Source organism: Nocardia jiangsuensis (assembly GCF_042650385.1).
Classification (GTDB): Bacteria; Actinomycetota; Actinomycetes; order Mycobacteriales; family Mycobacteriaceae; genus Nocardia; species Nocardia jiangsuensis.
The window spans coordinates 84,564-104,660 of sequence record NZ_JBHSAX010000010.1 but is presented as its reverse complement, the minus strand read 5'-3'; the positions used below and the strand labels follow the sequence as shown (position 1 = coordinate 104,660).

Below are 20,097 nucleotides of genomic sequence, written 5' to 3'. Positions count from 1 at the left end.
CGCCGACGTCCATCAAGCCCTGCTCAGCCTCGCCTGCTCGATGATCTGCCTACGCCGACTCATTCTGAACTGACCAGTTAGACGTGACGCGCCGCGACGCGCGACCCGAGGTAGGGCGATGTCTTCCCCTGCAACGGGCGAGCCGCAAGTTCCGGCCGGTTCTGGCGCAGCCCGGCGCAGGGGCGTGGTCGTGGTAACAGGATGTTTTCGCGGTCGAGGCGGTCGAGGCGGTCGAGGCGGTCGAGGCGGCTAGCCGGATTGCGTTCGGCACCTCTGCGATTTCGCCACAGCCCTTCGACTGGCGGCCCATGGTGTGCGGCCACGGCTTCCAGTCCCGCATCGCGGACTCCGACTACCGGGACACCCTCGCCGGTTACGTCCTCAACTCCGACGCCGCGGACTACCGCAGCGAGCAGCGTCTCGAGGCACTCGAGCTCAAGGTCGACCGGCTGCTCGAGGCCCAGGAAGGAAAGATCTGATGTTCCGCACCAAGCTCCCCGAGCCCGCCCTGGTCCGCTCGGTCCTCGTCGCCCTCACCGGCGTCATCGCCTTCCTGATCGGCCGGCAGATCGACACCGGCTGGATCGACGCGATCCTCGCCCTCTACGGCCTGCTCACCCCCGTGCTCGCCGGGATCCTCATCCGGCCCGCGGTCACCCCGATCGCCCGCCCATCGGCGGGGCGATGAATGACGCAGAGCTGGCTCAGCCGCGAGCTTGTCCAGGCCCTCGGCGCCGCCGCAGCCACCGTGATCGGCGCCGTCACCGCCTGGCAGGCGCGTGAAGTCACCAAACTCCGCTCCCGCGTGGAGATCCCCGAGGCCCAGGCCGTCGACGACAAGCTGCGCTTCCGCGACGCCCTGCGATTGATCCGCGCCCTCCAGCAGCACATCGACCAGCTCCGCGGCTTCCTGCGCGTGCACGTTCCCGGGCAGGAACCGCCGGCCGCGCGCTACGAAATTCCCCAGTCGCTCCGCGACGAACTCTGAACTATCGCGACCCATAACTGAATCGGGCAGATCTCGGCACCGGGGCCCTCCGCCATGACCTCCACGACCACGGAGTACGGCGGAGGGGCCCTTTGCGTGCTTCGCAGGTCACTGCGCCCGCCTGACACCCGAGGTGAGCCATGACCACACCTACTACGAGCCGCGTGAGCCCGGATTCCTGGATTCACGAACGTGCCGACTGGATTCGGGCCGCCACACCGGCACTCGAAGCCGACGGTGAGCCGAGCAACGGGCGGGCCGGCGAGCGATCACGAGTCCACGATTTCTACAACATGACCCCGCGGTCGGCGGCGCGCGCACTCGAGCGGATCGCCGCGAGCCGGGAGATGATCCAGAACAACACACCGCCGGTCGTTCTGCAGCCGATCGCGGTGCGTCCTGTCGGCCTGGAAGCTGAGCTGGGCGGTGGCGGTGGTAGTCCGAAATCGAATGCGCCCGCGACCACACCGCCTCCTAAGCCCGTGCAGCCGGGGGTGACAACTCCGTCCACACCGGCGCCGCCTGCTAAATCTCCCGTGCAGCCGGGAGTCACGACCCCGTCCACGACGGCGCCACCGGCCAAGTCGCCGGTTCAGCCGGGAGTCACGACCCCGTCCACACCGGCGCCACCTGCGAAATCTCCCGTGCAGCCGGGGGTGACGACACCCGCCGCCCTCGAGCCCGAGCGTGACCCGCTGCTGGCAGCAGATGGCCCGAACCGCGATCCGCTGCCCATGCCATCGACCGTCGGCCGAGAAGCAGGTGTGCCCTGGATCGAGCAGCGCGACAGGGGGGTCACCGTGCAGTACACGATCCTCGAGGGCAACAACGGCGACTCCGTCGACGCGGTGGTCAGGGACGGCGGAGGCAACGAGATCTCCCGGGCCCGGATCGTCACCATCGACGCCACCGGCAGATACAAGAGGTGGCAGAACGACGCCACGGGCAGCGCCTCCTACTTCGAGTCGGGCGCACCCGAGGTGGTGGGCTACGGCCAGCACTTCGCCCCCGGCACATCCACGAGCGGACGACCGACCTCGGAGTTCGAGACCTCACCCGATCTGACCCGGGTCCGCACCGTGACCTACGGCGACGAAGGCCGACGCCAGTTCACCGATATCGGCTCCCGTAACGCGGCCGGCTCCTACAACAACGTCCACATCGACAACTACGGCAACACCGTCGAAACCACCGCCACCCCGGACGGCTCCGGCGGGGTGAACAGCAGATTCACCGGCATGGTCGACAGCGCGGGCAACGGCTGGCGCACCGCCACCGACATCGATGGTCAGGACTGGACGGTCACCACCGACAGCCAGGGCCGCTCCATCATGATGCGCACCCAACGCGCCGACGACGGCGTACACCACTTCCGTCTCGACCACACCGGCCTCACCGAGGAGTTCCGCGGCAAACCCGGCCAGTGGTGGCGCTCGACGACCTCGCCTTCGGGCTGGACGACGATACAGCTCAACGATTCGACCAGGATTCACCTCGACCGCGACGGCAACGAGATCGGACGCAACAATCGCCCGGCACCCCCGCTGTGGGAACAGTTCGGAATGGGCGCCGCCGACAGCGCGGTCGGGATGGTCTACGGCATCGGTGCCCTGTCGGGAATCACCAACTCCATCAACGACATCGGCCGCATGTTCGGGAAGAACCCCGACCTCATGACCCGCGAGGAGGCCCTGCAAGGTCTCGGCGAACAAGTCTGGAACGTCGGTGCCGCAGGAGCGACCGCCCTGGGCACCACCGTCTGGGAACTCGGCGCCGCCTCGCTGGGGAACCAGAACTGGGCAGACGCGTTCGACAAGACCCGACGCGCGATCGGCAACGCGTACAACGAACAGTCCAAGCTGGTCATCGGCACCGACTGGTCCGGATACAGCGACCACTCCGCCTACACCCTCGGTCAAGCCGCCTTCGGTGTCGGAACATTCCTGCTTCCAAGCAGAGGCCTCGGTGGTGCCGGGAAAGCCGGACGAGGTGCGGGCGGCGGTAGCCGAGGTGCAGGAGTTGCCGCAGCCGCGAATCGCGTCAGCGACGTACTCGCACGGATTCATCACGGGGCAAGCGCCTTGTACAGTGATTTTCGAACCCCTGCGGCCCAGTTCACTAAATGGCCGGAAAATGCACGCAAGGTGGTCGTCGGCGAGGTTCGCTTCTGGGGGCAGGTTGCAAATGAGGTCACCAGTACGGCTCGGATTGCAGTTAACAGGTTCGCGAGCCACGAAATTGCCATTTCGAGTGGCGGAATGGCGCCTGTTCGTTTTGCGATGGCCGACTCGACGGCATCGCTCGGTGCGAGCGCAGGAAGGGGTCGATCCGGTTCGGGTGCGGCGAGTTCACGCCGCAGGAAGCCCATTCCTCCCGGCGTGAACAGGCTGCCGAGCGGTCGACTACCGGCGAACTATGAACATGCAGGGAAGAACTATCCTGCAAGTAAACTTCCGGCAGACCTTCAAACTAAATATCCCAAAGGCGTCGACTTCACCCCGGACGGCTTCCCGGACTTTTCTCCATACGCTATACATACGGTCCGCTTCCCAGCGCCGGGGTTTCGCGGCAACAACGGATCGGACTTCACCGCCGCGAACCAGTTGGCGGGCTTGCGGAGGCAGCCTCGCGGATACACTTGGCATCACCATCAGGACGGATATACTATGCAGTTGATTCCTATGGATCTCCACGCCAATGTTCGCCACGCCGGTGGTGTTGCGATAAAGAAAGGTCCTTGAGAAATTTATGGAAGAGCTCTTCGAGGAGGCTTATCCTCCTGTTTCTGAAAACGAAATCGCTGAGTTCGAATCGGAAGTCGGGCACCGTCTACCCGAAGAATATCGCGACTTGCTCGGTCGATCCGATGGAGGCGATATTCTGGACAATGATCGAGCATTGGTTTCGATCTTCGGAATAGCCAAGGATCTCCCAAATTGGCTGAGTGTCCGGTCTCATTTGGAGTGGTATGCGGGTCGTATACCCGACTGGCTTTTTCCGGTGGGAGGCGACGCGTACGGCAATCTATTCGCGATCTCGCTGCGAATCTCTGATTCGGGCACGGTGTGGTTCTGGGATCACGAAGAGGAAGCGGGCGAAGGAGAGGATCCGACAGACGGGAACCTCACCTGCGAGGGCAAGACATTCAATGAGTTCCTGGCGGGTCTCGTTCCTCTGTGTGAATGACGGCGACCTTGTGAAGAATGATTCCAAGCGACTTTAGCTATAGTGGGCCTGCGGGAGAGCTATGAATAGTTTGATAGTGCAGCGAAGGAGGACGCGAATCTAACGCCGAAGAAGGTGGCAGCCGGATTAGAATCGGTAAGCCTTAGAGTAAGGAATATTCACGCACTCCACCGCGCCGCGGTCAGATGTGCTTGATCCGGACGGTGACGACGAACTCCCCCTGTTCAAACGCGTGCGGAAAAGGCTGGGGCCTGTCGATGTCAACACCGTGTACGGATTCGTGCCGGCCCCAGCGCTCGGAGGTGCGATGTTGCCGGAGAATGTCGAGATATTGGATGCGGAAGTGCACCTGCAAATTTTGAGCGAGCTCACGCCGCGGGTACTCATGGGGAGAAACCCCTACCTGTAGTGGTCAGGAAGTCGGCGTGGTTCGGCCGAGTGGGTGAATGGGCCGTGGCATCGTCGCCGCCTCGTACGGCGCTGCCGAACCAGGGTTGAGGCAGATTCGGCTGGACTCGTGTTGTGACTGCTGATGCGGGTAATGAGTCACCCGACCCGGACGAAGGTCGCCGGATACCCACTGGCCCCGTTCGGAATGGCCGCCGCCACCTCTGCGGTCTGTACGACCCCCATCCCATCGGTTGCCCGTGCTCGCAATGTGTGTGGCCCGGAAGTGGCGTTCCACTCGTACACCCACTGTCGCCAGGTATCCACGGACACGTCGGCGGCAAGTCGGGCCTGCTCCCACGGCCCATCGTCGACCTGAACCTCGACCGCGGCGATCCCGCGATGCTGCGCCCACGCCACCCCGGCGACCGACACCCGCCCCGGCTTCAACCGAGCACTCGCCGCGGGCGTATCGATCCTGGTCCCGGTCTTGATCGGCCCCTCGGCGGCCCAGCCGAGCTTGGTCCAGTAGGCGGTGGCCCGGTCGAACCGGGTGACCTCCAGTTCGGTGACCCACTTGGTGGCGGAGACGTAGCCGTAGAGCCCAGGCACCACCAGCCGCGCCGGATACCCGTGCGCCACCGGAAGCGGCTCCCCGTTCATGCCGATGGCGAGCAGCGCGTCCCGCCCGTCGGTGAGCGCGCCGAGCGGGCTCCCCGCGGTCCACCCGTCGGCGCTGTGGGAGAGCACCATGTCGGCGCCGGGCAGCGGCCTCGCCTCGGCGAGCAGCGCGTCCAGCCGGTAGCCGAGCCAGCGCGCGTTGCCGATCAGGTCGCCGCCGACCGGGTTGGAGACGCAGGCGAGCGTGGTCAGCCGCTCGACCGCGGGGCGGCTCGCGAGATCGCCCCAGCGCAGGGTGATCTCGCGCTCGACCATGCCGTGGATGCGCAGTGACCAGTCCTCGATGGATACCTGCGGGACGGTGATCGCGGTGTCGATGCGGTAGAAGTCGGCATTCGGGGTGAGGTACGGGGTGATTCCCGGGGTGCGCAGATCGGCGCCGAACGGCGTGTCCGGCAGGGGTTCCCGCGGCGGCGGCAGCGCGATTCCGGCGCGCTCACCCGAGACGTCCGCGCGCAGCGCTCCCAGCGCGCGCCCCGCCAGCCCCGCCACGATCCCCGCGCCCGTCGCCAGCGCGAGCCCGCGCAGCACCCGCCGCCGCTCCGCAAACCGTGCCGAGCTGCCGGCGGTCTCGCCCGCAACCACCCGGCCCGGCCGCTCGCGCACCGGGGCGCCGACCGCCCCGGCTTCGCCTGTCGGCTCGCCACCGGCGACACCGCTGTCGCCGCCGCCGGTCGTTCGCAGTCTGTCGACTGCCCACAGCAGCACCCAGATCCCCGCGGCGACCCCGACCACGGTCGGCACCGCCGCGAATACCCCCGCCGCGGCGACAGCGAGCCAGGCCACCCCGACCCCGAGCACCGCCAGGACAACGGCCCCGGCCCGCCCGAGCACCCCGGCGACAGCCGAAACGAGCACCGCCACCACCAGCATGGAGATGACGAGCACCCCCTTGTCGGCGGTCCCGAACGTCTCGATGGCCCACTCGCGGAGCCCGCGCGGCGCGTGCTCGACCACCGCGTCCCCGAGCACCCGCAGCGGAGAGCCCTCCTGGTTCAGCACGCCGGCGAGCAGCTCCGCCGTTCCCAGCGTCACGACTCCGGCGGCGATCCCGGCGGCGGCCCGCGCAATCATTCCCCGACTGTACGCAGGAGAAGGAAAGCGCCGCCGCCGGAAAGTTCCGGCGACGGCGCTGTTCACAGAATCGTCAGGAGTAGATCTTCTCCACCTCGGTGGCGAACTCCTTCATGACAACGGCCCGCTTGAGCGACATCTTCGGCGTGAGCTGCCCGCCCTCCTGGGTCCAGTCCACGTCGAGCACCTTGATCTTCCTGATCTGCTCGGCCTTGGAGACCTTCTTGTTCGTCTCCGCGATCGCCGCGTCGATCTCGGCGATCAGGTCGGGATTCTCGGCGAGCTTGGCCACCGGCGTGTCGGCGGGCAGCCCGTTCCGCTCGGCCCAGCCGGGCAGCGCCTCCGGGTCCAGCGTGACCAGCGCGGCGATGAACGGCTTGCCGTCGCCGACCACCATGACCTGGCTGATCAGCGGGTGCGCGCGCAGCGTGTCCTCCAGCACGGCGGGGGAGACGTTCTTGCCACCGGCGGTGACGATGATCTCCTTCTTCCGGCCGGTGATGGTGACGAAGCCGTCGCCGTCGATGGCGCCGAGGTCGCCGGTCTTGAACCAGCCGTCGACGAAGGCGTCCTCGGTGGCCTCGGAGTTGCCCCAGTACCCGCTGAAGACGACCGAGCCCTTGAGCAGCAGCTCGCCGTCCTCGGCGATCTTGGCCGCGTGGCCCTCGATCGGCCGCCCGACCGAACCGACCCGAATGTGCTCGGGGGTGTTCACGGTGACCGCCGCGGTCGACTCGGTGAGGCCGTAGCCCTCGTAGATGGTGACGCCGACACCGCGGAAGAAGTGCCCGAGCCGCGCGCCGAGCGGCCCGCCGCCGGAGACCGCGGCCTCGCAGCGCCCGCCGAGCGCGGCCCGCAGCTTGCTGTAGACCAGCTTGTCGAAGACGGCGTGCTTGGCCTTGAGCACCAGGCCCGCGCCGCCCTTCTCCTGCGCCTCGGACCACTCGATGGCGGTCGCCGCGGCGGCGTCGAAGATCTTGCCCTTGCCGCCGTCGTGCGCCTTCTGCTTCGCGCTGTTGAAGACCTTCTCGAACACGCGCGGCACCGAGAGGATGAAGTGCGGCTGGTACGCGCCGAACTGCTCGACCAGGGTGGTCCAGTCCGCGGTATGCGCCACGACCACCTTCGCGTCGAATGCGGCGAGCGCGACCGCGCGGGCGAAGACGTGCGCCAGCGGCAGGAACATGAGGGTCTTCTTGCCCTCGGTCACGTACTTGCCGAGCGCGATCCGGTCGGACTGCGATTCGGCGTAGAGGTTGGCGTGCGTGAGCATGACGCCCTTGGGCCGCCCGGTGGTGCCGGAGGTGTAGATCAGGGTGGCGGGCGAGGCCGCGTTCACCTGCTTGCGCCGCTCGTGCACCGCGTCGTCGGCGAGCTCGGCGCCGCGGGCGGTCAGCGTGTCGATCGCACCGCCGTCGATCTCCAGCGTCTCGCGCAGGTCAGGCAGCGCGCCGTCGGCGATCTCGTCGATCACCGCGCGGTGCTTGGCGTTCTCGATCACCAGCAGCTTGGTGGCGGAGTCCTGCAGGATCCAGGTGGCCTGCTCGGCGGCCGAGCTGTCGTAGATCGCGACGGTGCAGCCGCCGGCGGCCCAGATGGCGAAGTCGAGCACGGCCCACTCGTAGCGGGTCGCGGCCATGATCGCGACCCGGTCGCCGAGCTCGACGCCGGAGGCGATCAGCCCCTTCGCCACCCCGGTGACCGTCGTCGCGAACTCCGCCGCCGTCACGTCACGCCAGGTGTTCGTGCCGTTCGGGACGTTGAAGACCACCACGTCGGGCGTCCGCTCGGCGTGCCGGAAAACGTTGTCGGAATTGTTCGCGTCGTCCGGAATTCGGTAGGAAGCCGGGACTTCGAACTCTCGCATCAGTGCCCTTCCACGTGGGTTTACTCGCCAGTAATCTACGACACCCCGGGCGGGCAGGTGAGCTCGGCCACCGCTTCGGCGCCGAGCGAGCAGCAAGCCACCCGGTCTGCTGGAACCGCTGCCGCTATCCTAGTTCCCGCAGGTCGGCCGGGTGTAGTGCGTCACTCAGGAATTCGGCCATTTCAGACAGTACGGCGGCGGCGGGGCCGACCAAACCGGCCTGCAGCTGCGCCACGTGCCAGAGCCCGCGGGTCTCGGTGAACCGCACGTGCACGCCTGCCCCGCGCAGCGCCTCGACCAGCTCGACGCACTGCGGGTGCAGCAGCTCGCTCTCGTCCACCTGGACGTAGGTGGGTGGCAGCGCGTGCAGCACGCCGGTGAGCGGGGCGTAGCCGAGGTCGGCGCCGTCGGCGGCGCCCAGGTAGGCGGCCGCGCAGAGCCGTGACCACGGCTTGCTGATCACCAGGTCGCGGTTGCGCTCCGGGATCGCGTTCGGGTCGGTCCAGGGCGCGATCAGTCCGAGCGCGCCCGGGGTGATCCCGTGGTTCGCGATCAGCCGCTGGGCCAGCGCGAGCGCGAGCCCGCCGCCCGCGGAGTCGCCGGAGACGGCGATCCGCTCCGGGCGGTAGCCGTGCTTGGCGACCAGCTCGAGGAAGGCGGCCTCGGCGTCGTCGAGCCCGGCGGGCAGCGGGTGCTCCGGGGCCAGCCGGTAGTCCAGCGCGTACACCGGGCACTCCGCGGCGCGGGCGAGCCGGGCGCCGAGCGAGCGGTGCGTGGCCAGCGAGCCGACCACGTAGCCGCCGCCGTGCAGGTAGAGGATCGCCCCCGCCTCGGTGTCGGTCGGGGTGGCGGTGACGGTGAGCCGCTCGGCGGGCCGCCCGGCCAGCCGGATCTTGCGGACCACCGTGCCCGCGGGAAGCAGCTGCGCGTGCGACGAGATGTCGAGCAGCTTGCGCTGCACCGGGAACGGCAGCCTGGCGTGCAGCGACGCCCAGTAGAGCGGGGTGAGGATGGCCCGCGCCACCGGGAGCGGCAGGTTCAGTTCCCGCATGTCGCTCACTGCAGGACGCCGCGCTGCGCCCGCGCGGAGATCCGCTGGTAGCCGGAGGCGGTGACGCGCACGAACAGGTCGAGCAGCTTGGCCTCCCAGCCGATCAGCACCCGGCCGTGGCCCTTGCGCACGCCCTCGGTGATGGTCTCGGCGGCCATCTCGGGGGTGTGCATGGCGAGCTTCTTGTCGAAGAGCGAGGCCGCGTTGGTGCCGTCGACGTTCTCCGCGTAGGTGGCGTTGCGGGCCACCGCGGTCTTGATGCCGCCCGGGTGCACGCAGGTCACCTGCACCGGGTGCTTGCCGAGCAGCATCTCCTGGCGCAGTGACTCGGTGAAGCCGCGCACCGCGAACTTGGCGGAGTTGTAGGCGCTCTGGCTCGGCACCGCGATCAGCCCGAACAGGCTGGAGACGTTGACGACGTGGCCGTCGCCGGACTCCAGGAGCATCGGCAGGAACGCCTTGGTGCCGTTCACCACGCCCCAGAAGTCGACGTCCATGATCCGCTCGATGTCCTTGAACCCCGAGTGCAGCACGTCGCCGTGGTAGGCGATGCCGGCGTTGTTGTAGATCTGGTGCACCACGCCGAAGTGCGCCTGCACCGCGTCGGCGTAGAGCAGCACGGCCTCGCGCTCGGAGACGTCGAGCCGGTCCGACTTGACCTGCGCGCCCAGCGCCTCGCAGCGCCGGACCGTCTCGGCCAGCCCCTCGGTGTCGATGTCGGAGAGCGCGAGCTCGGCCCCGCGCCGGGCGAGGTTCTCGGCCAGCGCCCGCCCGATGCCGGAGCCGGCGCCGGTGATCACACAGACCTTGCCGGTGAAGTACGCGTCTTTACTGCTCACTGCGGTACCACTGCTTTCTGATCTGCCGCGGCCCTCGTTGTGGAGTAGGCCTCGACGTCGAACTTCTTGGTCTGGCTGCGGAAGCGGAAGGTGAAGTCCGGCCACAGCGTGGTGTTGTTGCCGTGTTTGTCCAGGTACCAGCTGGCGCAGCCGCCGGTGTTCCAGACCGTGCCCGCCAGCTTCTGCTGCAGCTCGGCGTTGTAGCTCTCCTGCGCGTCCCGGCGCACCTCGACCGTGCGCAGCCCCTGCCCGGCCACCGCGCCGAGCGCGTCCGCCACGTAGTTGATCTGCGACTCGATCATGTAGACCATCGAGGTGTGGCCGAGCCCGACGTTCGGGCCGACCAGGAAGAACAGGTTCGGGAAGCCGGCGATCGCGGCGCCCTTGTAGGCCTGCTGGCCCTGCTGGTCGAAGACCTCGGAGAGGGTGCGGCCGTCCGGGCCGACGATGGCGTTGTAGGTCGGCGAATCGGTCACGTGGAAGCCGGTCGCCACGATCAGCGCGTCGATCTCGCGCTCGGTGCCGTCCCTGGTGACGATGGAGTTCGCCTTGATCTCGGCGATGCCGTCGGTGATGACGTCGACGTTGTCGCGGTCCAGCGCCGGGTAGTAGTCGTTCGAGATCAGCATCCGCTTGCAGCCGATCCGGAAGTTCGGGGTCACCTTCGCGCGCAGCGCCGGGTCGGAGATCTCCCAGCGCAACTTGGCGCGGGCGATCAACTCGAAGATATTCATCAGCGCGGGGAACTTGGCCAGCCCGACCACCTGGGTCTCCCGCGCGGCGTAGATGCCGGCCCTGGAGAGCCGCTGCGCGCCGGGGATGTGCTTGAAGGCCAGCTTCTCCAGCGTGGTGTACGGCCGGTCGAAGCGGGGCAGCAGCCAGGGCGCGGTGCGCTGGTAGACGTCCAGGTGCGCGACCTTCGGGGCGATCGTAGGCACGATCTGGATGGCCGAGGCGCCGGTGCCGATGATCGCGACCCGTTTGCCGGTCAGGTCGGCGTCGTGGTTCCAGCGGGCCGAGTGGAAGATCTCGCCCTCGAAGTCGTTGATGCCCTTGATGTCGGGGAGCGCGGGCTCGCAGAGCGCGCCGACCGCGGAGACCACGGTGTCGGCGGTGAAAGAGCCCTTGCTCGACTCGATGTCCCAGCGGGCGGTCTCGGCGTTCCAGCGCACCGAGGTGACATCGCAGTCGAAGACATGCTTGTCCAGAACGCCGTACTTCTCGGCGACGCCGCGGATGTACTGCTGGATCTCGCCCTGCTTGGAGAACGAGCGTGTCCAGTCCGGGTTGAGCGCGAAGGAGTACGAGTACAGGTGCGACGGCACGTCGCAGGCGGCGCCCGGGTACGTGTTGTCCCGCCAGGTGCCGCCGACCTCGCTGCCCCGCTCCAGCACCAGGTAGTCGTCGCGCCGCTGCTGCTTCAGCTTGATCGCGAGCCCCAGCCCGGCGAATCCGCTGCCGACGACGATGGTGCGCACGTGCCGCCGCTCGACACCCTTGTCTGTAACCTTGCGACTCATGTAACCGAGAGTACGAGGTTATTGAGCAGCAGTCAACAGTATTGAGCATCGGTCAGTAGGATGAGCCCGGTGAAGAGCAGAAGCCAAGGGGAGAGCGCGAAACGTGTCCGATTGAGCCCGGACGAGCGGCGCCTGCAACTCATCACCCTCGGCGCCCGCATGCTCGGCCAGCGCGCCATCGAGGACATCTCGGTCAGCGAGATCGCGGAACAGGCAGGCATCTCCCGCGGCCTGCTCTTCCACTATTTCCCGACCAAGCAGGACTTCCACCTGGCGATCGTCCACCACGCCAACGCCGAGCTCCTCGAGCGCGTCACCCCCGAGCCCGGGCTCGGCATCTACGCCAAACTGCGCGACTCCATCGAGCGCTACATCGACTACGTCAGCGAGAACCGCACCTCGTACGCCGCGCTCCTCCGCGGGCCCACCAGCATGAGCCCGGAACTCGCGCCGCTGGTCGACCAGACGCGCGACGCCATCATCGGGATCATCCTGGCCGAGGCGCCGGTGCACATCGGCGAAGCGGAGCGGCCGCGGTTGCTGCTCGGGATGCGGGGGTGGATCGCGTTCGTCGAGGAGACGACGTTGACCTGGCTGCGCACGGATGCGGTTTCCCGCGAGGAGCTGATCGAGTTGCTGGTGGATTCGCTGGTGGCGTTCGCTTTTTCGTTGAGTCCGGGGTTGGGGGAGGCGTTGCGGGGAGAGGTCAGTCCGACCACAGCGGTGTGATCGGGCGGCGCTCCCACAGCGCCACCGGCACGGACGGCGGGCGGATCTTGTGCCAGCGTGCGAATTCCGCGCCGCCGTCGCCGGTCGTCACCGCGTGGAAACGGGCGTCCAGTCGGCGCAGCGCGGACTCCAGCTTGTGCCTGGTCACGGCAGGCGCCGAACTCAGGACCTCAGCGAGCGTCGATCGTGAGATCAGGTCATCGACGTACTCGTCGATGAGGTAGTGGCCCGCGTTGTTCTCCATGCGCTGGATCAGCCGCTCCCAGGTGCGGAACCGCTTCTCGACGCTGTAGACCGGGGACTGCAGCCGGTCGCGGCGGCCTTGGGGCAGTCTGCTGCGCTCGAGCTCGAGGCGGGCAATATCGATCTGCGCGACGTACGCCAGTTCGTCGGGATCCAGAGAACTCCAGAGTTCGGCCGTCAGCTCGGCGGGAAGAGGCAACCCTCTACTCCTATTCATTGAGCAGTCTCTCGAAGTACTCGTGTCCCTCGCTGGGCTGGAAGTATGTTCCGCCATCGCCCTCTCGGATTGCCACCGTGCCGGTTTCGTCGTCCCACCAGGCCATTCGAGGGTTTCCGCCGGGAGAGTCCGGAGCTGATAGCCCGGCCCTCCCATGATGTCTTCCACATATTCCGGGAGGTCGGCATCCGGGACACCGGGGATGGACCTGTCACCGGCGTACTCGACGATGCGGTCGGCCACGACCTCCCGGGGAAGCTTGAACCCATCGGGTGTCGCGGAATTGCCCGCACCGCCGTCCTCGTCATCGGTGAGGACGTGCATCGCGATGATGGAAGCCAGGCCGCTCGTCATCTCCGTCAAGCTCGGCACCCCGTCGAACGCCTTGACGACGCCGACCGCACCGGCGGCGGCCACCGCGAGCCCGACCGCGCGAATGAGATTGCTGGCCTGGTAGACGTCGCGAATGGTGTTCGCGGTATTCGCCACGATCGCGGTGACTCCGCCCGCACCCGCCGCCGCGCTGCCGCCGAGGGTGAAGAAGAAGGCGGCCGCCGCGGCGGCGACCGTGAGACCGACCGCCCACTTGGCCGAGGTCACCGCGGATTCGATGTCGCCCCGCACCGCGACCGTCGCCGCGTGATATTCGCTGACCGGGGTGGCCAGCGCGAGCGACGCGGTGCGCAGATCGTCCGCTGCCTTGCGCACCGACTCGATGTGCTCGCGGATCGGCGCCAGGTTCTCGTCGGGCATCGGCTCGAGCAGGCCGGCGATGGCGGCTACCCGGGCGCCCGCATTCGCGATGATGTCGTGGTTCGAGAATGTTCTCCAGGCCGTGGCTGCCTGCTCCAGCTTGTCGACGTCGCCGTTGGGGAGTTTGCCGAATTCCGCCACGATCGTCGTCAGCAGGCTCTCGAAGATGTCGACGTCGTCGGGGTGCCGGGACAGCCCCGGCCCGTTGTCGGCAACCGAGGTGGGGATCGTGATGTGGCAGAGGTCGACTTCGCCGGCCGCCGGACGCGCGGGCGCCGGATTGCTGCGGTTCGCGATGCCGTGGTTGTAGCCGAAAGCGGAGAGCAGCCGGGAGCATCACCCGCCATACCCGCGGACTGGTTCTTGATCACCGCGTGCAGCGGGGCGTCCGCTTGTCGAATCTCACCGGCCAGGTCGTGGCACTTCTGAGCGGCGTCGTAGTACACCTGCCAGTCGACGGTCTGACTCATCCGCCGTTGACCATCCGCCGATTCAGGTCGTTGGCCCGGGTGTAGCGGGTGTGCATGGTGCGCGCGCGGCATCACTCATATCGCGGAGACCTGTGACGAATTCCCTGGCGCCGGCGGACCACCGGCGGTGTGCGTCAAAATAGGCGGCGGCCGCGACGCCTTCCCAGCCGGTGCCGGTCAGGGTGGCGATCCGGTCGTCGACTTCGTCGAGGTTGTCGGCGATGAAGGTGGCGAGCGCGGAGACGCGGGTGACGATGTTGTCGAGTTCTTCGAGGTCGACCGAGAACTGGGAGCCCACTACATATTCAGCAGGGTCGTGGAATCCGACTCCTGTTTCTCGTAATTGGCGGCGCTGACCCCGAGCTTCTCCGCGAGGACGGCGAGCGCGTCGATGATCGCGGTGCCGCCCTCGCGGACGTCGGTCCAGCCGGTGCCGAATTCGGCGGCGGCGTCGCCGGTCCAGCTCTCGGTGGTGAGTCGGTCGACGTCGCGGGCGGCGGATTGCAGGGCGCCGCGCAGGGTTTCGGCGAGGTCGTAGACGTATTGGCCGACCTCGCGCACTTTCTCCGGTACGACGGTGACCTGTGTTCCCCCGGTGTCACTCACCCCTCCGACGGTATCAGCCGGTAGAGGCGGAAGAGGTCGTGCTCGATATCGAGTACATCGACCCGCGCGAACCCTGCCTCGCGGGCGTAGCGGCGCAGAGTGTCCGGGCGCATGACGGTGCCGGTGCCGACCGAGCCGGGGTGCGACAGGCCGTCGGGCAGGCAGATGAGCAGGGACATGCCGTACATGAGCTGCTCGACGGAGTCGCCGGGACCGGAGAAGGTCTCCGGGACGCGCTCGTCCATGACGAGGACGGTGCCGTCGGGCTTCGCCAGGGTGCGGGCAGCGCGCAGGACGCCGACCGGGTCGGGCATGTCGTGGACGCATTCGAAGGCGGTGACCAGGTCGTACCGGTCAGGGGTTGCGAGTTCGGCGACGTCGGTGTGGTGGAACCGCACCCGGTCGCCGATGCCGTGGGCGGCGGCGTTGGCGCGGGCGGCCTCGATCGAGGCCGGATCGAGGTCGAAGCCGTCCACCTCGGCCGTCGGGTAGGCGAGCGCGATGCCGATCGAGGACCAGCCGTCGCCGCAGCCGATATCGGCGACCCGGCCACCCGAAGTGAGCGCACCGTGCGCCTCCGGCAGGGCTGGCAGCCAGTCGGTGCCGAGGACGTGCAGGAAGAGCGGGCGGTTGGCGTCGGCCTGACCGGTCCGCATGACCTCCCCGTACTCGTGCCAGCCGACTCCGCCGCCGGTGCGGTACGCCGCCAACAGCGCGGGCAGCTGCACGGCCGCGGCGGCGACGATCCTGGCGAATGGGGTGAAGTAACTCAGGCTGTCGCGGTCGCAGAGCACCGGGACGTGCTCGGCGGGCAGCGTGTAGCGGCGTTCGTGCGCGGGCAGTGCGGGGTCGTCGACCTCGACGAGCCCGGCGACGGTCTGCTGCTCCAGCCATTCCCGGCAGTACCGCTCGGCCATGCCCGCCGCCGCGGCGGCCTCGGCGGAGGTGCGCGGCTGCGCGGCGAGCAGGTCGTAGAGGCCGAAGGTGGAGCCGATGTGCACGGCGAGCACGTCGAACGTGCCGAGGACGGCGGTGAAGAGGTGGTCGGCGAGCTCGTCCGATTTCATGGTCTGCTCCGGAGGGTCGGGTCCTGGACGCCTCTACCGTGCGCTCCGCCGCTGACAGTCGGCTGTCACCGCGCTGACAGGGGTGGCCCGGGCCCGGGACAGTCGGCATGCTGAACGCGACCGTTTCCGCGCTGACCACGAGGTGCGCTGTGCTCGAGATCCGGGTGCTCGGGGAATTGCGACTCGGCGACGGGCCGTTCCCGGCCGGTCGGCCGGGGCTGCTCTTCGCGCTGCTGTTGCTGGCGCGTGGGCGGGTCGTCTCCGTTCCGCGGCTGATGGCGGAGTTGTGGCCGGAGTCGGCGCCCGGTGATCCGCGGGCCGCGCTGCATACGACGGTCGCGCGGTTGCGGCGGGTCATCGGAGGGTCGGTGCTGCGGCACTCCGATGCCGGGTACTGCCTCGATCGGGAGGGAGTCGTGCTCGATGCGGACGAGTTCCTCCTTCGCACGACCGTGCCCGCCGGGGAGCGATCCGCGGGGGCGCTGACCCGCTGGGAAAGTGCGCTCGGGCTGTGGCGCGGGGAGCCGTGGGGGCGGTTCGCCGCGGGTCCGGCGTATGCGGAGGCGGCGGAGCTGAGTGAGCGGTTCGAGGTGGCGCGGGAGGAGCGGGCCGGTGCGCTGCTGGCGCTCGGTCGCGGTGCGGAGGTGGTCGCGGAGTTGCGGGCGTTGCTCGCGGCGGCGCCGCTGCGGGAGCGTCGGGTGTGGTTGCTGATCGAGGCGCTGACGCCCGGTGACCAGGTCGGGGCGTTGCGGGTCTACGACGGGTATCGGCGGGCGCTCGCCGACGAGCTGGGCTTGGACCCGTCTCCGGCCCTGGTCGCGCTGCACGGGCGGGTGCTGCGGCAGGAGACCAGCGGGCGTGATGCCGTTGCAGGTGCCGGCGGTGAGCCGAGCCGCGACCCCGCGGGCACGCGAGCCCCCGCACCGCGCACGCTGATCGGCCGCGACGCCCAGCTCACCGCATTGCGCACCCTGCTCGAGCTGCACCGCGCGGTGACCGTGGTCGGCCCGGGCGGCGTCGGCAAGACCAGTCTCGCCGCCGTCGCCACCGCCGGGCACCGGCACTGGTGGGCCGATCTGGCCGCGGTGACGACCGCCGACGCGGTCGCCCGCACCGTCGCCGACGCCATCGGCGTCGAGGTGCGCCCCGGCGCCGTCTTCGAGACCGCACTGCGGCACCGGCTCGCGGAGCTGAACGGCCTCCTGGTGCTGGACAACTGCGAGCACCTGCTCGCTGCCGCCGCCGCGATCGCCGAACAAGCCCTCACCGCCTCCGCCGGCCTGCGCGTGCTCGCCACCTCCCGGCAGCGCCTCGGCATCTCCGCCGAACAGGTCTCGCCGCTGCCCCCGCTGCAACTGCCGAACCCCGACTCCGCCGCCGCACCCGCCGTCACCCTCTTCGTCGAGCGCGCGACCGCCGCCGCCCCCGAATTCGCCGCGTGCCGCGCCGACCCCGCCGTCCGCCGCACCGTCGCCGACCTGGTCCGCCGCCTGGACGGGCTGCCGCTCGCCATCGAGCTCGCCGCGGGCAGGCTCGGCGCTCTCACCCTGGACGATCTCGCCGCCCACCTGACCCACCGCCTCGACCTGCTGCGCACCGGTTCACCGCTGGCCGGTCGCCGCCAGCACACCCTCGCGGCGACCATCGCCTGGTCCTGCGACCTGCTCGACCCGCCTGAAGCCCGCGCCTTCCGCCGCCTCGCCGTCTTCGCCGGGGAGTTCGATCTGGCCGCCGCCACAGCCGTGCTCGCCGGGGCGCCGCGCACCGTCGACCCCGGGGGGCCGCGCGAGGGGAGACGACCGGTGGACTCGTCCGGCTCGGACGCCGCCGAACTGGTGGCCCGCCTCGCCGAACGTTCCCTCCTGGTGCGCCCCGGCCCGACCGGCACCGGCCGCTACCGCATGCTCGAAACCCTGCGCACCTTCGTCCACACGGAGACCCCCGCCGCCGAACTCGCCGCCGCTCGAAGTACGCACGCCGCCTGGCTCACTGCGGCGGTCGAGGAGGCCGACACCGGACTCCGCGGTCCCGACGAACCCCGCTGGTCGCTGCGGCTCGACGACCTGGTTCCCGACGCCGCCATCGCCTTCCGCTGGGCACTCGACGCGGAGCCGGAGACCGCCTGCCGCATCGTCACCGCCTACCGGCACTGGTCCTACCTGCGGTTGCGTGCCGATATCCTCGGCTGGGCGCTGGATATCGACGAGCGCCGAGCGAGTTCGGGTGTGCACGCGGCGGCGACGCTGCACCATTGGCTGGTCGGCAATGCCGCCGAGGCTCGCCGCCGCGGCGCCGCCGCGCTCGAGGCCGCCGAACCGGGCAGTCACGCCGAATCGGTGGCGCTCGACGCACTCTCCGACCAGGCCCTTGCCGACGGCGATTTCGACACCGTCGCCGAACTGAACGACCGCGCCCACCGCGGCGCCCGCACCCGCGGCGACCAGGTCGCCGCCACCCTCGCCACCATCGCGCACACCCTCGCCGCCGCTTACAGCGGCCGCCCCGCCGGCCCGCTGCTCGCCCGCGCCGCCGCCGAGGCGCGCAGCTCCGGCAACCCGACCAGCCTCGCCTGGGTCGCCTACACCGAAGGCGAACTGCACGCCGACACCGACCCGGCCCGCGCCCTCGCCGCACTCGAGAACGCCATCGCCCGAGCCGAATCCGTGCACAACCGGATAATCGCGGGCGTCAGCCGCACCGCCGCGACCGCCGTCCGCGCCCGCACCGCCCCGCTGGACCGCGCCACCCTCGCCGACGCTCGCGCCGCCGTCGGCTACTGGTCCGGTGCGGGCAGCGACCAGCTCCTCCGCACCTGCCTCCGCAACCTCGTCCCGCTCCTCGACCGCCTGGGCGCCGCCGCGGCCGTGGTCGAACTCGCCGCCGCCACCGGCGTCACCGACGCGGCCGGAACCGAACGCCTGCGCCTCGACGCCGCCCTCGCCCGAGCCAGGGCATCACTGGGCACCGCCTTCGACGCGTCCTTCGCGGCGGGCGAGCACCGCACACTCACCGCCGCAGCCGACACGCTCATCGGCGAACTCGGCCGTTTTGCCGCTGTCGAGGGCACGCTGGACCGGTAGCACTCCATCGAGCAGGAGGAAACCGCATGCAGAGAACACCTCACTTTGCTGTCGCCGCCGTTGGCCTGGCCTGGTTCTTCGCCCTCGGCGCTGGCCCGGCCCAGGCCGCTCCCCAGAACTGCGCCGTCGAGCGCACCCTCCTCGATGCCTCGGCCACCTGTCAGCCCGACGGCGGCTCCGGCTATGTCCTGCACGTCGACTGCTTCGGTCTCTACGCCAGCGGGCCGTTCCCGCTCTACGCCATCGGCCCCTACCCGGTGCTCAGCTACCCGTTCACGCCCGAGGGGCAGCGGGTGGCCGCGGGGTGCACGGGCATGGGCCCGGGAGTCGCCGCGGTGGTCACGAACGCGTACGTGGAGATCTACAACGGGTGAGACCGGGCGAATCGTCCACCCCGCTATGCTTGGCACACGATTTTTCGGCGGGAGGGGCGGAAAATGCGGTGGTGGGCGATAGTGGTCGCGGCGCTTGTGCTGGGACCGCTGCTGGCGGGGTGTGAATCGTCGACCGAGGGGTCGGCGACACCGCAGGTGTTGTTCGATCCGTGCACGCTGCCGGACAGTGCGATCGCGGCGGCGGGGGCCGATCCGGCGCAGAAGAACGACAATCCGTTCGGAGTGCCGCGAACGGGGTGGCGTGGGTGTCGATGGGGCGCCGACGGCTACGCGCTGCGCGTATTCGCCACCGACAAAACACTGGACGAGTTCCGCGCCAACTCCCGATTCCACGACTTCCGGCCCGCCGACCTGCCCGGACGGGAAGCGAAGACCTTTATCCAGGGGGCCGAATCGGAGGCGGAGAACTGCAATCTGTTCTATGGCACCACACAGGGAACGATTCAGATCTACGTAGTCGATGACCAGACGGCCGGCGAGTTTCCCGATCCGTGCGGCCTCGTTGTCCGCGCGGCGCGCGCTGTCGACCAGTGGATTCCGCGATGACGGGGGAGTTCGCCGCACTGGCCACCGAGGCGAGCGAGGGTCGGCTTCGGATCACCGCCGAAGTGGCGGAGGCGTGTGCGGCGGAGTGCGATCGGTACGTCCTGGTCCTGCAGGATCTCAGGCAGCGCACCGCGGATGTGGTGAACGTCGACTCCTTCGGCGCCCTGAACTCGGCGATCACCCTGGGAACCAAGTTCCAGGAACTCGCCGTCGGCGGCCCCGGCTCCGGCTCGCTGAGCGCGGCGCTCGGTCAGCACATCGAGACCGTGCAGTCCATGGCCGACATGTTCCGCAAGGCAGGCGCCGCCTACACCGCCACCGAAGCGGGCAACACCACCGATCTGTCGGCACAGGCGCGATAGCAGCCGGGACAAGCGAGCGGGCCGGGGTACCTGGAG

At 69.1% G+C, this 20,097-nt stretch carries 20 protein-coding genes; 11 read left to right on the top strand and 9 right to left on the bottom strand.

From position 1 onward, the window contains the following. Window positions 1-308 precede the first annotated feature (308 nt). The 6 genes from ACFO0B_RS11405 (at window position 309) to ACFO0B_RS11380 (ending at window position 4,583) form a co-directional block, all read left to right on the top strand. The gene (locus tag ACFO0B_RS11405) at window positions 309-479 is read left to right on the top strand and encodes a hypothetical protein (RefSeq protein ID WP_378612364.1); all 171 of its coding nucleotides are present in this window, start codon (window positions 309-311) and stop codon (window positions 477-479) included. After that, window positions 479-688, top strand: a complete 210-nt coding sequence (locus ACFO0B_RS11400) for a hypothetical protein (protein WP_378612362.1) — start codon at window positions 479-481, stop codon at window positions 686-688. The genes ACFO0B_RS11405 and ACFO0B_RS11400 overlap by 1 nt, the downstream gene beginning before the upstream one ends. Next, window positions 689-988, top strand: coding sequence for a hypothetical protein (locus tag ACFO0B_RS11395; protein ID WP_378612361.1), 300 nt, complete (start codon window positions 689-691; stop codon window positions 986-988). A gap of 164 nt (window positions 989-1,152) precedes the next feature. Continuing rightward, entirely contained in the window at window positions 1,153-3,729 is a 2,577-nt protein-coding gene (locus ACFO0B_RS11390; protein WP_378612360.1) for an HNH endonuclease, read from the top strand. A gap of 7 nt (window positions 3,730-3,736) precedes the next feature. Then, window positions 3,737-4,174, top strand: a complete 438-nt coding sequence (locus ACFO0B_RS11385; RefSeq protein ID WP_378612359.1) for an SMI1/KNR4 family protein — start codon at window positions 3,737-3,739, stop codon at window positions 4,172-4,174. Window positions 4,175-4,361: 187 nt separating this feature from the next. Beyond that, window positions 4,362-4,583 carry a T6SS immunity protein Tdi1 domain-containing protein gene (locus ACFO0B_RS11380; protein WP_378612358.1) on the top strand — a complete coding sequence of 74 codons (222 nt, stop codon included), beginning with the start codon at window positions 4,362-4,364 and terminating at the stop codon, window positions 4,581-4,583. Window positions 4,584-4,720: 137 nt separating this feature from the next. On the opposite strand, the gene ACFO0B_RS11375 is transcribed toward ACFO0B_RS11380, so the two are convergent. The 5 genes from ACFO0B_RS11375 to ACFO0B_RS11355 all read right to left on the bottom strand — a co-directional run bounded on the left by ACFO0B_RS11375 (window position 4,721) and on the right by ACFO0B_RS11355 (window position 11,593). Further along, window positions 4,721-6,316, bottom strand: a complete 1,596-nt coding sequence (locus tag ACFO0B_RS11375; protein ID WP_378612357.1) for a molybdopterin-dependent oxidoreductase — start codon at window positions 6,314-6,316, stop codon at window positions 4,721-4,723. A gap of 73 nt (window positions 6,317-6,389) precedes the next feature. Then, window positions 6,390-8,183: an AMP-dependent synthetase/ligase gene (locus ACFO0B_RS11370; protein WP_378612356.1), complete on the bottom strand. Its 1,794-nt coding sequence runs from the start codon at window positions 8,181-8,183 to the stop codon at window positions 6,390-6,392. A 124-nt stretch (window positions 8,184-8,307) separates the two neighbouring features. Further along, the gene (locus ACFO0B_RS11365) at window positions 8,308-9,234 is read right to left on the bottom strand and encodes an alpha/beta hydrolase (protein WP_378612355.1); all 927 of its coding nucleotides are present in this window, start codon (window positions 9,232-9,234) and stop codon (window positions 8,308-8,310) included. Between the two features lie 5 nt (window positions 9,235-9,239). After that, window positions 9,240-10,073 carry an SDR family NAD(P)-dependent oxidoreductase gene (locus ACFO0B_RS11360; RefSeq protein ID WP_378612354.1) on the bottom strand — a complete coding sequence of 278 codons (834 nt, stop codon included), beginning with the start codon at window positions 10,071-10,073 and terminating at the stop codon, window positions 9,240-9,242. Beyond that, window positions 10,070-11,593, bottom strand: a complete 1,524-nt coding sequence (locus tag ACFO0B_RS11355; RefSeq protein ID WP_378612353.1) for a flavin-containing monooxygenase — start codon at window positions 11,591-11,593, stop codon at window positions 10,070-10,072. Before ACFO0B_RS11355 ends, ACFO0B_RS11360 begins: the two co-directional genes overlap by 4 nt. A 60-nt stretch (window positions 11,594-11,653) precedes the next feature. On the opposite strand from ACFO0B_RS11355, the gene ACFO0B_RS11350 reads away from it, so the two are divergent. Continuing rightward, complete coding sequence (locus ACFO0B_RS11350) at window positions 11,654-12,322, top strand: TetR/AcrR family transcriptional regulator (protein ID WP_378612352.1); 669 nt, start codon at window positions 11,654-11,656, stop codon at window positions 12,320-12,322. Here the strand turns inward: ACFO0B_RS11350 and ACFO0B_RS11345 are convergent. The 4 genes from ACFO0B_RS11345 to ACFO0B_RS11330 form a co-directional block, all read right to left on the bottom strand. Continuing rightward, window positions 12,300-13,676: a hypothetical protein gene (locus ACFO0B_RS11345; RefSeq protein ID WP_378612351.1), complete on the bottom strand. Its 1,377-nt coding sequence runs from the start codon at window positions 13,674-13,676 to the stop codon at window positions 12,300-12,302. The genes ACFO0B_RS11350 and ACFO0B_RS11345 overlap by 23 nt on opposite strands. Before the next feature lie 351 nt (window positions 13,677-14,027). Then, on the bottom strand, window positions 14,028-14,303 hold the full coding sequence (locus ACFO0B_RS11340; protein WP_378612350.1) for a WXG100 family type VII secretion target: 276 nt from the start codon (window positions 14,301-14,303) through the stop codon (window positions 14,028-14,030). Further along, complete coding sequence (locus ACFO0B_RS11335) at window positions 14,303-14,611, bottom strand: WXG100 family type VII secretion target (RefSeq protein ID WP_378612349.1); 309 nt, start codon at window positions 14,609-14,611, stop codon at window positions 14,303-14,305. The genes ACFO0B_RS11340 and ACFO0B_RS11335 overlap by 1 nt, the downstream gene beginning before the upstream one ends. Beyond that, on the bottom strand, window positions 14,608-15,678 hold the full coding sequence (locus ACFO0B_RS11330; protein WP_378612348.1) for a class I SAM-dependent methyltransferase: 1,071 nt from the start codon (window positions 15,676-15,678) through the stop codon (window positions 14,608-14,610). The genes ACFO0B_RS11335 and ACFO0B_RS11330 overlap by 4 nt, the downstream gene beginning before the upstream one ends. Window positions 15,679-15,785: 107 nt before the next feature. Between ACFO0B_RS11330 and ACFO0B_RS11325 the strand changes: the two genes are divergently transcribed. The 4 genes from ACFO0B_RS11325 (at window position 15,786) to ACFO0B_RS11310 (ending at window position 20,061) form a co-directional block, all read left to right on the top strand. Then, window positions 15,786-18,758: a BTAD domain-containing putative transcriptional regulator gene (locus tag ACFO0B_RS11325; protein WP_378612347.1), complete on the top strand. Its 2,973-nt coding sequence runs from the start codon at window positions 15,786-15,788 to the stop codon at window positions 18,756-18,758. Between the two features lie 26 nt (window positions 18,759-18,784). Beyond that, entirely contained in the window at window positions 18,785-19,132 is a 348-nt protein-coding gene (locus ACFO0B_RS11320) for a hypothetical protein (protein WP_378612346.1), read from the top strand. Between the two features lie 81 nt (window positions 19,133-19,213). Next, window positions 19,214-19,699: a DUF3558 domain-containing protein gene (locus tag ACFO0B_RS11315; RefSeq protein WP_378612345.1), complete on the top strand. Its 486-nt coding sequence runs from the start codon at window positions 19,214-19,216 to the stop codon at window positions 19,697-19,699. After that, window positions 19,696-20,061, top strand: a complete 366-nt coding sequence (locus tag ACFO0B_RS11310) for a hypothetical protein (protein ID WP_378612344.1) — start codon at window positions 19,696-19,698, stop codon at window positions 20,059-20,061. The genes ACFO0B_RS11315 and ACFO0B_RS11310 overlap by 4 nt, the downstream gene beginning before the upstream one ends. Window positions 20,062-20,097 lie beyond the last annotated feature (36 nt).